At 38.9% G+C, this 12,339-nt stretch carries 12 protein-coding genes; 10 read left to right on the top strand and 2 right to left on the bottom strand.

Annotation, left to right across the window (positions count from 1 at the left end):
* The first annotated feature begins 336 nt into the window (after positions 1-336).
* From GQO39_RS00680 to GQO39_RS00665, 4 genes are all read left to right on the top strand, one after another.
* Positions 337-510, top strand: a complete 174-nt coding sequence (locus GQO39_RS00680; protein WP_156850512.1) for a hypothetical protein — start codon at positions 337-339, stop codon at positions 508-510.
* A 135-nt stretch (positions 511-645) separates the two neighbouring features.
* Complete coding sequence (locus tag GQO39_RS00675; RefSeq protein WP_007553108.1) at positions 646-1,608, top strand: L-threonylcarbamoyladenylate synthase; 963 nt, start codon at positions 646-648, stop codon at positions 1,606-1,608.
* A gap of 2 nt (positions 1,609-1,610) precedes the next feature.
* Complete coding sequence (locus tag GQO39_RS00670; RefSeq protein WP_156850511.1) at positions 1,611-3,020, top strand: FAD-binding oxidoreductase; 1,410 nt, start codon at positions 1,611-1,613, stop codon at positions 3,018-3,020.
* A 151-nt stretch (positions 3,021-3,171) separates the two neighbouring features.
* Positions 3,172-3,699, top strand: coding sequence for a DUF6101 family protein (locus GQO39_RS00665; protein ID WP_156850510.1), 528 nt, complete (start codon positions 3,172-3,174; stop codon positions 3,697-3,699).
* Positions 3,700-4,035: 336 nt separating this feature from the next.
* Here GQO39_RS00665 and purD read toward each other — a convergent pair whose 3' ends face one another.
* Entirely contained in the window at positions 4,036-5,310 is a 1,275-nt protein-coding gene (gene purD / locus GQO39_RS00660; protein ID WP_156850509.1) for a phosphoribosylamine--glycine ligase, read from the bottom strand.
* Between the two features lie 91 nt (positions 5,311-5,401).
* On the opposite strand from purD, the gene ubiA reads away from it, so the two are divergent.
* Positions 5,402-6,406, top strand: coding sequence for a 4-hydroxybenzoate octaprenyltransferase (gene ubiA / locus GQO39_RS00655; RefSeq protein WP_156850508.1), 1,005 nt, complete (start codon positions 5,402-5,404; stop codon positions 6,404-6,406).
* A 533-nt stretch (positions 6,407-6,939) separates the two neighbouring features.
* Here the strand turns inward: ubiA and pdxH are convergent.
* On the bottom strand, positions 6,940-7,563 hold the full coding sequence (gene pdxH / locus GQO39_RS00650; RefSeq protein ID WP_156850507.1) for a pyridoxamine 5'-phosphate oxidase: 624 nt from the start codon (positions 7,561-7,563) through the stop codon (positions 6,940-6,942).
* A gap of 324 nt (positions 7,564-7,887) precedes the next feature.
* Here pdxH and GQO39_RS00645 point away from each other — a divergent pair, with 324 nt between their 5' ends.
* The 5 genes from GQO39_RS00645 (at position 7,888) to GQO39_RS00625 (ending at position 12,321) form a co-directional block, all read left to right on the top strand.
* Positions 7,888-8,790: a DnaJ C-terminal domain-containing protein gene (locus GQO39_RS00645; RefSeq protein ID WP_156850506.1), complete on the top strand. Its 903-nt coding sequence runs from the start codon at positions 7,888-7,890 to the stop codon at positions 8,788-8,790.
* 122 nt (positions 8,791-8,912) lie between these two features.
* A complete protein-coding gene (fabI, locus tag GQO39_RS00640) occupies positions 8,913-9,731 on the top strand; it encodes an enoyl-ACP reductase FabI (RefSeq protein ID WP_156850505.1) in 819 nt (272 codons plus the stop codon).
* A gap of 116 nt (positions 9,732-9,847) precedes the next feature.
* Complete coding sequence (gene aroC / locus GQO39_RS00635; protein ID WP_156850504.1) at positions 9,848-10,942, top strand: chorismate synthase; 1,095 nt, start codon at positions 9,848-9,850, stop codon at positions 10,940-10,942.
* Positions 10,943-10,952: 10 nt separating this feature from the next.
* Complete coding sequence (ribB, locus tag GQO39_RS00630) at positions 10,953-12,059, top strand: 3,4-dihydroxy-2-butanone-4-phosphate synthase (protein WP_156850503.1); 1,107 nt, start codon at positions 10,953-10,955, stop codon at positions 12,057-12,059.
* A gap of 7 nt (positions 12,060-12,066) precedes the next feature.
* Complete coding sequence (locus tag GQO39_RS00625) at positions 12,067-12,321, top strand: exodeoxyribonuclease VII small subunit (RefSeq protein WP_007553097.1); 255 nt, start codon at positions 12,067-12,069, stop codon at positions 12,319-12,321.
* Positions 12,322-12,339: the final 18 nt, after the last annotated feature.

The following is a 12,339-nucleotide window of genomic DNA, read 5'->3' as shown; positions in this document are numbered from 1 at the left end:
TGACAGTAGGTTTTGTACTAAGTGGGGAGAGGTCTGATTAGTTAGGATAAGTGGTAATTTGTTGTTTTTATGCGTGTTTTTTACCATTAAATGCGCGTTTTGTCAAAATGGATTTTGACACCCCAAATTGCAAAAAAGAGTGAAAAATCGTAAAAATCGGAATTTAGTGCTAAAAATGAGAGAAGGCTTTGAAAGGTCTTGGAAAATACTTTGAAGGACCTTTGAAGCCCCTTTGAGACTCTCGTGAAAACCCTGTGAAAAAAATAAATTGCTGCATAACCTAGTGGCAAATTATGCAAGACTTGCTGTCAAGCTACAATGAGACTGCTTCTCTCTATGAAAAAAGAAGCACATATTTGTCGTGAGAGTTTTGCAATAAAGCCTTTAAATTCTTTGAGTTATGAAATTGTTGACATGTCTGTTAGAATTTTAAATGTTTTTTCACAAGAAGACTTAGCAGAATTCAAAAAATTAATGGAGGAAGTTGCCAAAACAAGATATGTTTTGTAGAGACATGTTGGAAAAAAACTATTCCCTAACCTTTATTTACGAACCCTGTACCTTGAAAAAATATAAAAATCAATGGGATATATGAATGAAAAGGAGTATAATATCACGCAAAGAGCGCTATAGGGATGATAGGTTATGACAATTCTTCCTCTCAATAGTGCTTCGATAAAAGAGGCAGTTGCACTTCTTAAACAAGGGAAGTTAGTGGCTCTACCATCAGAAACTGTCTATGGACTGGCAGGTGATGCAACCAATGGGAGGGCAGTGTCTTCTATTTTTTTCACAAAGAGGCGACCACAATTTAATCCTCTTATTGCGCATGTAAGCAGTATTAGCATGGCGGAACGCTACGTTGAAATTGATTTTCTTTCGCGTCGATTGATGGAGGTATTTTGGCCAGGGCCTTTGACGTTAGTTCTGTCTTTAAAGACACAGCATAATATCCATCCTTTAACTACTTCTGGTTTGAATACATTGGCTGTTCGTTTTCCAGATAGCCATTTTGCAGAAGTTGTACAATGTTTTGGTCGACCTCTCGCTGCTCCTAGTGCAAATAGATCAGGATGTCTTAGTCCCACTTCGGCTGAAGCTGTTTTTGCATCTTTAGGGGAATCTGTTCCTCTGATACTTGATGGAGGACCTTCTAAAATAGGGCTTGAATCAACGATTATTAAGGTTTGTAATGAAAGTATTTATCTTTTACGTCCTGGAGGGCTTCCGGCTGAAGAGATTGAAAAAGTTGCAGAAAAATCGCTGAAACGGATAGATCAACGAGCTGCGATTGAGGCGCCTGGTATGTTAAAATCGCATTATGCACCCAATGCGGCGGTGCGTTTGAATGTGCAAAAGGTAGAAAGTAGTGAAGCGCTTTTAGCATTTGGACCTAAACGCATTGCACATAGTGAAAACGCCGTTTCTGTTTTAAATCTTAGCGAAAGAGGGAAGTTGGAAGAAGCTGCTTGTCATTTATTTCAATACATGAAGGAATTGGATGCACTCAAGGTGAGATGTATTGCAGTGGAGCCTATTCCGTCATATGGATTAGGTGAGGCTATTAATGATCGTTTAATACGTGCTGCAGCTCCAAAGGAGGAATGAAGATGGAGCAGGAGCTAATTGAGAGCTTTAGAAAAATTGTTGGCGTGGCACATGCTGTAACGGATCAGGCATTGATCGCACCATATTTGATTGATGAACGTGGGCTTTTTCATGGAAAAACACAGTTGCTTTTACGTCCATCTTCCACAGCGGAGGTTTCATCAATTATGCGACTAGCTAACCAAACACACACGCCGATTGTACCTCAGGGGGGGAATACAGGTCTCGTAGGTGGTCAACTGCCAGATGAAAAAGGGTGTGGCGTTCTTTTATCTATGGAACGATTAAATAAGATTAGATGTCTTAATCTTGAGGGTAATTTTGCTGTGGTGGAAGCTGGTGTTATTTTACAAAATTTACAGAAAAAAGTGGATGAATCTGGTCGTTTTTTTCCTCTTTCTCTGGCTTCAGAAGGTTCTTGTCAGATAGGGGGAAATCTCTCATCTAACGCTGGAGGGACCGCTGTTATAGCGTATGGCAATATGCGTGAGCTTTGTCTTGGTTTAGAAGTTGTTTTGCCTGATGGCCGTATTTTGGATGATTTGCGTTTTGTAAAGAAAGACAATAGCGGCTATGATTTGAAAAACCTTTTTATTGGTGCGGAAGGCACTTTAGGCATTATAACAGCAGCAGTTTTAAAGCTTTTTCCAAGGACTAAAGGAAAAGCAGTTTCTTTGGTAGGCTTGGATAGTCCAGCGAAGGCTCTAGCTCTTTTATCTCTTGCTCAATGTCATGGAGGAGGGATGTTAACTGGCTTTGAGCTTATGGGAAAAATTAGCTTGCAAATGGCTTTAAACTACAAGATGTGTAAGAAGCTTCCTCTTGAGCATGAGCATGAATGGTATGTATTGATTAATATTTCATCATTGCAGAGCGATGCAGAGGCATTATCAGTACTAAGTGTTATTTTGGAAGAATCTTTAAAGAATGCTGTGATAGAAGAGGCAGTTGTTGCGCAATCATTAAAGCAGCAAGATTTTTTTTGGCAATTGCGTGAAAGTATATCATCTGCACAGAAGTTAGCGGGAGGGTCTATTAAGCACGATATTGCGGTGCCTCTTGCTTCTATTCCTGATTTTATCGCTGAGGCAGCACATATTGTTGAAGATATTGCTCCAGGAGCGCGGGTGGTTTGTTTTGGACACATGGGCGATGGGAACCTTCATTACAATATTACGCAGCCTGTTGGAGCTGATACTGCAGCGTTTTTGCAATTATGGTCACAAATGAATCACCGGATTCATAGTCTAGTAATGCATTATCAAGGTGCATTTTCTGCTGAGCATGGAATTGGTCAACTTAAGCGTGAGGAACTTCGCGCTTTCAAATCACCTGTTGCGTTGGATATTATGCAAGGGATTAAGAAAATGCTCGATCCTTTAGGGATTATGAATCCTAGAAAAATATTATAATTCGAGAAAAATGAATTTTGTCACGTGTTTTTGTTTAGAATTCAATAACCAAAAAAAGAAATCAGTTGTTTTTTATTCAATCTTTTAATAATCCAGTGGGGAAAAGCTGTTAAAGGGTGTATATTATTTAAAATAAATTGGGACACTATATATGGCTAATCAATGCTTTAATCAGGCAAAAGCGGTGCTTGAGTTTCGGTTAGATCCGTGCCATTTGCCACAAACAACGGCATATTTTTCATCAAAAACAGGCAATCAAATAATTTGTTCGTTAAATGAGCGCGGTGTTTTTTTTAAAATGGATACTCTCTCGAGTTTATCACGTTTAGTGCCGTCTTATCATTTTAAAGGAATTGCGGCGCGCGCTGTAAAAACGCGTTCAGGAGAAAAAGCTGTTGCATTAGAGTTGTTTCATGCAGATGAGGAAACTTGCATCCCGCTTTTAGTTTCTAGAGATTTGAATAATGTTCTTCTAGATTGGCGATTATGGGCGGATACTTATGGCCTTCCTATGCTTATGATCAATGAAGATAATCGTGTTATGGTTGTCAAAGATCGTTCTGATTTACGTCGTTTTTTTGGTACGACGATGCATTCTAAACAAAAGTATTTTTCACTTCGTTGTAGCAATCCATTAGGTTTACGTTTGGTGATCGCAAATCGAGTTGCGCTACAGTAGTATTGGCGCACATTCATTTTTTATTATTGTGCTGTTAGATGCATTTATTTTTACTGTATCGTTATATGTTACATTTTATTAGCTGTGTGAGAGCTCTGTTTGACAACATACGTTGGTAAGTTATAATAGAGGAAATTTCACGGGTTTTCTCTATGCAAAGGCAATGACAGCGCATGGCACTTGTTTCCAAGCTTAGATAAGCAACAAGATAATCACGGGGTTACAATCAAAATTGCATAGTCAGTATTTTTTTAAAATCATGAACAATATAGAATAGTAAGCAGATGTGTGCGTTATGCTATTATGTGAAATTATGAAAAAGACTACTCAAACGATTTAGCTTTCTCGTGCAATAGCTCGCCATCCGATATCGCGGCGGACAAAACCTTCTGGCCAATCAATACAATCAACAGCTTCGTAGGCGCGTTTTTGCGTTTGGGTAATGGTTTCCCCTATTGCTGTTATATTTAAAACGCGTCCACCATTAGCAATGAGTTTTCCATTGTGTAATGCTGTTCCGGCTTGAAAAACTTTTACATCAGAAAAAGCGTTCACTTTATCAAGATTACGAATAACAGTACCTTTTTGGGGAGAGTCTGGATAACCATTAGCGGCCATAACAACGGTTAAGGCAGTTTTTTCAGACCACTGAAGGGTTTTATTTTCAAGATTCCCTTGAGCTGCGGCAAGAAGAAGTGGAAGAATGTCATCTTTTAATCGCATCATTAAAACTTGACATTCAGGATCGCCGAATCGTACGTTAAATTCAATTAATTCAGGTCCTTTTTGCGTTATCATCAATCCGACGAAGAGGATCCCTTTAAAGGGAGCCCCCATTTTGTTCATACTGTGTAGAGCTGGTTCAACAATTTCTTTAAGGGTACGACTAACCATTTCCTTGGTCATGATGGGAGCTGGTGAATAAGCTCCCATGCCACCGGTATTTGCTCCAGTATCTCCATCGCCTACACGTTTATGATCTTGAGCAGATCCAAAAGGAAGAACAATTTTACCATCACAAAGACAGAAGAAGCTTGCTTCTTCACCTTCAAGAAAAGATTCTATAACAATTTTTTCTCCTGTATTGCCAAATGTACTTTTAAAGCAAGCATCAACTGCGTTAAATGCTTCTTCCACAGTCGTTGCAACAACAACACCTTTACCGGCAGCTAAGCCATCAGCTTTAATGACAATGGGAACACCTTGTTGATGAATATAGGCTTTGGCTTTTGTAGCATCATTAAAGCATTGGTAAGTTCCAGTAGGAATATTATTCTTACGGCATAAATCCTTTGTAAAAGCTTTTGAACCTTCTAATTGAGCAGCTTTTTGAGTAGGTCCAAATACACAGATATTGGCACTATTAAGAGAGTCTGTTATACCCGCCACTAATGGAGCTTCTGGTCCAACAATCACGAGATCAATAGAATGTGCTTTACAAAAATCAATAACGAGAGGATGATCATCAATATTCAAATCAATATTTTCACCAAGTTCCATTGTTGCAGGATTCCCCGGAGCACAATATAATTTTGTTAGTAGTGGTGATGTTGCTATTTTCCATGCTAAAGCGTGTTCTCGTCCACCTGAGCCGATAAGAAGAATGTTCATTGCTTGCTCCTATTACAGAAGATGATTAAATGCGTTTTCTCGTCATAAGAATGAAATGCCTCTATCGCAAGACTAAAGGTAAAATTATGTGATGAAAAAAAGTAAAGATATTGCACATATTCAATCCTGTGAAAGTCAGGGAAGGGTAATGGATGCCTCCTCCAAACAGTGGGTCTACAATTTTCTTCCCCGTTCATTGTGGTTTTACGCTCAATTGGCACGTTGGGATCGGCCTATCGGATGGCAGTTATTGATGTGGCCTTGTTTTTGGTCAACAACAATGGCTTTTCTCTCTTATGAAATGCATCGATATCCTTTTTTAACAATGTTACTTCATTGGTTCTGGTATCTCTTTCTTTTTTTTCTAGGTTCCGTAGCTATGCGGGGGGCAGGGTGTACTTGGAACGATCTTATTGATCATAAAATTGATTCTCAGGTGGAGAGAACACGTTCTCGTCCATTGCCAACAGGACATGTGAGCCGATTTCAGGCAAAAATTTTTATACTCTTGCAATGTTTGGTCGGTTTAGCTGTTTTATCGCAATTTAATAAGTTCAGTTTTTTTCTAGGTATTTCGTCATTGATAGCGGTTGCAGTGTATCCTTTTATGAAACGTGTGACATATTGGCCGCAGTTTTTTTTAGGTATTGCATTTAATTGGGGGGCATTAATGGGGTGGGCAGTTGTGTTTGGAAGCTTAAGTTGGGCACCAATTTTACTTTATGTGGGATCTATTTTTTGGACGATAGGGTATGATACAATTTACGCGCATCAGGATAAGGAAGATGATGCTACGATTGGTGTACGTTCCACGGCACTTCTTTTTGATGAAGGTACCAAGCGTGCTTTGATATTTTTGTATGGTAGTTTTGTGGTGCTCGTTAGCTTAGCATTTTATTTGGCGCAAGTTCCTGTTCTCAGCTTCTTAGGAATTTTTATGGCAAGCATCCACATGTTTATTCAAATTAAAGAGATTGATATAAATGATAGTTCACAATGCCTGAAGCTTTTTAAATCAAATTCATTTGTTGGTTTTATAATTTTTGTTGGTTTGATATGCGGTGGTATATGGAAGATGCTTTATTCTTTTGTTTAGTTACAATAAATTAAAAGTAAAATCATATGCTATGCGACGTTGGAAGAGAAGAAAATAAAAAGCCAAGGATGAAATTTCTTATTTTTGCAGTTTTTGTGTCTGTTTGCATTTATAGCTAAGCTATGTATCTCAGCTTTAGAGCTCTTTCCAATAACAAAATTGCAATTTTGTCGAAGTCCTCGTTTTTATCAGATAAACTGAAAACAAACCTTAGTAAGAGTAAGTGAATCAACCACTCTTAATCTTAATTCAAATCATGCATTTTTACCTAATTTCATTAGGATTGAGACGTGCAAGATCATGTTATCTTCTTACGCTCCATTATAATATTATTGGTGACACTTTACCGATTTTTTAACAGAATATACATTCTTGCTTGGATGAGTTTGTAATTGTAACCTTTTTTCAAAGAGCATAGTGGAAAAAGTGGTTATCAGTCAAGTTTCATAACAAAGATCTATTCTTCATTTCGCAAAGAGTTTTTTAAATTGTTATAAAAACGAAGTCTTCAACAATAATTAAAGTTTGAAAAATTAGGGATAAAGTTTTTGCTTTTTCCAATCATCATGTTCAACAGAATCACGTGTAAAAAGCAAGCGGTCATGTAAACGAAATGGGCGATCACGCCAGAATTCGATAGAAAGGGGTTTAACGCGAAATCCAGACCAATAAGGTGGACGCGGGATATTTCCTATTGCATAACGCGCGGTATATTGGGCAATTGCTTTTTCGAGGACAAAACGGTTTTTTAATTGTTGAGATTGTTTGGACGCCCATGCTCCAATTCGGCTACCTCGTGGACGTGATTGGAAATACGCATCTGCTTCTTGATCACTGACTTTTTCAACAACTCCCCTAATTCTGATCTGCCGACGGAGCGATTTCCAATGAAAACCTAAGGATGCTTTCATTGATTTTAAAATTTCTTGTCCTTTTTGGCTTTCATAGTTGGTGTAGAAGACGAAGCCTTGGGGATTGTAATCTTTGAGAAGAACCATGCGAACATTAGGCAAACCCATTTCATCAACTGTTGCTAATGCCATAGCATTAGGATCATTTATTTCGCTTAATGTTGCTTCTTCAAACCACTTTTCAAAAAGCGCAAAAGGTTTTTGCATTTGCATAAAATCGTCGTCTGTTTGTATTTTATTGTTCATAGGATCTCCAAATGTCGGCAAGTATGACTGAGAAGCTCTTTAACTTACTTTGTCATTAAGGAATAAAGCGCTGTTTTTCTCTTATTTCAAAAAGCCAATGCTATTATATCCTATGTAGGATGGTATCTTAATCATTTTTGTTATTAGCGTAGAAAACAATGCGCTATATTAAATAAAATATTTATTTTATCTGGTATTTTAGTTTCTTTATAGACATATAAAGAGAGAAAATCATTCTTTAGAAGAGATTGATGAAGCTGTGAGGAATATTGAAAAACATATCAGTTAATATTTTGAAAACACAAAAATTGAAAAGAGGGCAATATGCGTGATCCGTACACGATTCTGGGTGTGGCACGTACCGCAAAACCGCAAGAGATTAAGTCGGCATTCAGAAAATTAGCAAAGAAATATCATCCAGATCACAATATGGATGATGCAAAGGCTAAAGAAAAGTTTTCTGAAATTAATCAAGCCTATGAAATTATAGGTGATAAAGACAAAAAAGCGCAATTTGACCGTGGTGAAATTGATATGGAAGGAAAACCACTGTATCAAGCCTATGGTGCTGGAGAAAATTTTAGAAATAGTCACAATCCTTTTTCAGGAGGAGCAAAAGGTTTTGATTTTGGTTCTTCAGGCAACGCAGGTTTTGATGCGGGTGATATTTTTCGCGATCTATTTAGGAGAGGAGGAGGTTTTTCAAATTCTGCAAAATATGATCGATCTCAACAAGGGGCGCACGTTCGTGCCAATCTTTCCGTTACATTGGAGCAAATGGTTGGTGCAGAAAAGGTGGAAGCAATTTTTCCTAATGGAAAAAAATTAAAAATTAAACTTCCAGATTATGTTGAAGATGGTCAAATTATTCGCTTAAAAGGACAAGGAGAAGAGGTGGCTTATGGGCAAGCAGGAGATGCGTTGGTAACTATATATATTCAAAAACATCCTCGTTTGCGGGTTGAAGGAAGGGCACTCCATCTTGATTTACCAGTCTCTCTTACACATGCTGTTCTGGGAGCAAAAGAAGAAGTTGAGACTTTGGAAGGGCGTGTGGTTTTGACTATTCCAGCTTGGTCAAGCTCTGATCGTGTTTTACGGTTGAAAGGAAAAGGGCTTCGTTTAAAAAACGGCAAAAGAGATGATCTTTATGTGCATGTTCGTGTCATGTTGCCGGAAGGTAGAGATGCAGCATTAGAACAGTTCCTGCAGATGCGAAAAGGTTAATTTTTTAATTATATAAAAGCATAGTTTTTGTTTGATTTGAAACCAATTGCTTGAAGAAAAAGTTGACCTATGTCATAGGCAGATAAACAATATTAATTTTAGGTAACAATGGGGCAGTGCTGATGGCTAAGGGTAATGGTTTATTGTACGGAAAGCGTGGTTTAATTTTGGGATTAGCCAATAATCGCTCTATAGCTTGGGGAATAGCTAAAGCGGCAAGCGCTGCAGGAGCAGAGCTTGCTTTTACCTATCAGGGTGAGGCGATGAGGAAACGTGTTGAGCCTTTGACTGAGCAAGTAAAAGGGTTGGTTTGCGGTCATTGTGATGTCTCTGATAGTGCAACTATTGATTCAGTCTTTAAAGTAATAGAGAAGAAATGGGGCAAGCTCGATTTTTTAGTTCATGCCATTGGTTTTTCTGATAAAGACGAATTAAGCGGTCGTTATATTGATATTAGCGAATCAAATTTTGCGATGACCATGAATATTTCCGTTTATTCCTTAACGGCTTTGGCAAAGCGTGCAGAGAAATTGATGTCGGATGGAGGCTCCATTTTAACACTGAGCTATTATGGTGCAGAAAAGGTTGTTCCTAACTATAATGTAATGGGAGTAGCAAAAGCAGCTCTTGAAGCAAGCGTAAAATATCTAGCAGTGGATTTAGGACCACAGCATATTCGTGTTAATGCTCTATCTGCTGGGCCGATCAAAACGTTGGCTGCTTCGGGGATTGGTGATTTCCGTTATATCTTAAAATGGAATGAATATAATGCTCCTTTACGTCGTACGGTGACAATTGAAGAGGTAGGTGATTCTGCGCTTTATTTTCTTTCAGATTTGTCTCGTTCTGTTACGGGTGAAGTGCATCATGTGGATTCAGGTTATAATATCATAGGTATGAAAGCTGTCGATGCGCCAGACATTTCTGTCGTTAAAGAATAAAGTTTTTTACAAAATTTTCTTTTACAACGGTGACTTGACCGAATTTAAAACGGCTGTGATATTCTTTGAAAAAGGCTGTAATGGCGTATATTTGACGGAGGAGCGGATCATTTTTTATGTCGCATAATACATTTGGTCATTTGTTTCGTGTAACGACATGGGGTGAAAGTCATGGCGCTGCTCTTGGGTGCGTTATCGATGGTTGCCCTCCGGGAATTACGTTTACTCTTTCAGAAATTCAAGCCTATCTTGATAAACGTAGACCAGGACAATCTCAATATACAACGCAGCGTCGAGAACTAGACCAAGTAGAAGTACTTTCAGGAACTATTGTTCAAGATGATGGGCTAACATTGGTGACAACGGGTACGCCAATTTCCCTCTTGATTCGAAATATGGATCAGCGTTCTAAAGATTATGGCTCAATTGCTCATCAGTACCGTCCGGGTCATGCAGATTATACTTATGATGTGAAATATGGTATCCGTGATTTTCGAGGTGGAGGGCGGGCTTCAGCGCGTGAGACGGCAGCACGTGTTGCGGCAGGTGCTGTTGCTCGTAAAATTGTTCCTGGTTTGATTGTACGGGGAGCGGTGATAGCAATTGGTCCTCATAATATTAATCGCAATCATTGGGATTGGTTAGAAGTTGATAACAATCCTTTTTTTACGCCTGATGCAGAAATAGTGCATGTTTTTAGTGATTATATCGATAAATTACGGAAAGCTGGTTCATCAGTTGGTGCTCTTATTGAGATTGTTGCAGAAAATGTTCCAGCGGGGTTAGGGGCACCTATTTACGCAAAGCTTGACCAAGATATTGCATCGTTACTCATGTCAATTAATGCGGTGAAGGGTGTAGAAATAGGGGATGGTTTTGCAGTAGCTCGCTTGCGAGGAGAACAAAATGCAGATGAAATGAGTATGGGAAATGATGGGAAACCACTTTTTTTATCTAATCATGCTGGCGGTATTTTAGGTGGAATATCGAGTGGACAGCCAATTATTGCACGTTTTGCTGTGAAGCCTACGTCATCAATTTTAACGCCTCGTTGTTCCATTGATATTGATGGTAATAATGTAGATATTATCACGAAAGGGCGTCATGATCCGTGTGTTGGGATTCGTGCTGTTCCTGTTGGGGAAGCGATGGTCGCTTGTGCTATTGCTGATCATTATCTGAGACATCGTGGTCAGGTTGGTTGTGGTTAAAAGGAACGTGATGATATATGATCAGAAAAAAGTCGTTTCTGCCCTTAGGGCTTTTGAACGCGGTGAGATCGTTGTGGTTACAGATGATGACGGTCGTGAGAATGAAGGTGATTTAACAGTTGCAGCTGTCCATTGTACAGAAGAAAAAATGGCATTTATTATTCGTCACACAACGGGTATTGTTTGTGCGCCTATGCCAAAAGAAGAAGCACAACGGTTTAATCTTGCGCCTATGGTATCAGATAATAATTCAGCGCACCGTACCCAATTTACTGTTACTGTTGATTTTAAACATGGAATAACGACGGGTATTTCAGCACATGATCGCGCATTAGCGGTCCGTAATCTTGCGAATTCGAATGCTGGTGCGAGCGATTTTATTCGTCCAGGACATATTTTTCCTTTGATTGCACATGAAGGGGGAGTCCTTATGCGTTCAGGCCACACGGAGGCCGCTGTTGATTTATGTAAATTAGCTAGTCTACCACAAGTTGGCGTTATTGGTGAGTTGGTGAATGACGATGGCAGTGTTAAACATGGGGATGAAGTTACGAAATTTGCGCAAGATCACAAATTACATGTGATTACGGTTGCTGATCTTATCGCTTACCGCCAGCGTAAAGAGATGTTGATCAGGCATGTTGGAGAAATACCTATTGAAACATTAGCGGGGGCAGCCGTTCTTCAAAGTTATCAACTTCCTTGGGAAAATGTTCAGCATATTGCAATCGTTTTTGGTGATATCCGTGACGGTGAAGATATTCCTGTGCGTCTGCATCGCGAAAATATTATAAACGATGTTTTTGGTCACTCTTCAGAGATTGCAGTTACCATGCGGCGTATGGTGCAAGAAGAGAAACGTGGTGTGTTTGTTTATTTGCGTGAAGGATCCATTGGTGTGCAATCAGTTATTAACGGTCAGACAAAGGCAATGAGAGGTTTAGAAAACCACGCGCAGGCGATTGAACGCGAAGAAGAATGGCGCCAAATTGGTTTAGGAGCGCAAATTCTAAAACATTTAGGGATTAGTTCCGTTATTGTTTATGCTTCTAAAGAACGTCATTATGTTGGTTTAGAGGGTTTTGGCATTCGCATATCCAGAACAGATATCTTATGAGGTTTGTATGAAAAAAGAGATACAAAAGGAAGACGTTACTGCATTAAGTTTCGAGGAAGCACTTAAGCAGCTTGAGATTATAGTTGAAAATTTGGAACGTGGGGATGTCCCTTTAGAACAATCAATTGATATTTATGAGCGTGGTGAAGCTCTTAAAAAACATTGTGAAAAACTCTTGAAGGTAGCTGAAGCTAAAGTTGAAAAGATTCAGCTTTCAGATAAAGGTATTCCGAAAGGTGTGGAGCCTCTAGATTCTGAATGATATTCAGTAATTTTTTCT

Origin of the sequence: Bartonella refiksaydamii (assembly GCF_902652675.1) — a bacterium.
In the GTDB taxonomy this organism is placed as follows: Bacteria; Pseudomonadota; Alphaproteobacteria; order Rhizobiales; family Rhizobiaceae; genus Bartonella; species Bartonella refiksaydamii.
The sequence above is the reverse complement of the archived record's forward strand: the minus strand, read 5'-3'. Positions and strand labels throughout refer to the sequence as shown.

What these genes read in the sequence shown, in the direction of transcription:
- GQO39_RS00680 (WP_156850512.1), top strand. Translation starts at nt 337, where the DNA reads ATGAAAAAAGAAGCACATATTTGTCGTGAGAGTTTTGCAATAAAGCCT.
- GQO39_RS00675 (WP_007553108.1), top strand. Translation starts at nt 646, where the DNA reads ATGACAATTCTTCCTCTCAATAGTGCTTCGATAAAAGAGGCAGTTGCA.
- GQO39_RS00670 (WP_156850511.1), top strand. Translation starts at nt 1,611, where the DNA reads ATGGAGCAGGAGCTAATTGAGAGCTTTAGAAAAATTGTTGGCGTGGCA.
- GQO39_RS00665 (WP_156850510.1), top strand. Translation starts at nt 3,172, where the DNA reads ATGGCTAATCAATGCTTTAATCAGGCAAAAGCGGTGCTTGAGTTTCGG.
- purD (WP_156850509.1), bottom strand. Translation starts at nt 5,310, where the DNA reads ATGAACATTCTTCTTATCGGCTCAGGTGGACGAGAACACGCTTTAGCA.
- ubiA (WP_156850508.1), top strand. Translation starts at nt 5,402, where the DNA reads ATGAAAAAAAGTAAAGATATTGCACATATTCAATCCTGTGAAAGTCAG.
- pdxH (WP_156850507.1), bottom strand. Translation starts at nt 7,563, where the DNA reads ATGAACAATAAAATACAAACAGACGACGATTTTATGCAAATGCAAAAA.
- GQO39_RS00645 (WP_156850506.1), top strand. Translation starts at nt 7,888, where the DNA reads ATGCGTGATCCGTACACGATTCTGGGTGTGGCACGTACCGCAAAACCG.
- fabI (WP_156850505.1), top strand. Translation starts at nt 8,913, where the DNA reads ATGGCTAAGGGTAATGGTTTATTGTACGGAAAGCGTGGTTTAATTTTG.
- aroC (WP_156850504.1), top strand. Translation starts at nt 9,848, where the DNA reads ATGTCGCATAATACATTTGGTCATTTGTTTCGTGTAACGACATGGGGT.
- ribB (WP_156850503.1), top strand. Translation starts at nt 10,953, where the DNA reads ATGATATATGATCAGAAAAAAGTCGTTTCTGCCCTTAGGGCTTTTGAA.
- GQO39_RS00625 (WP_007553097.1), top strand. Translation starts at nt 12,067, where the DNA reads ATGAAAAAAGAGATACAAAAGGAAGACGTTACTGCATTAAGTTTCGAG.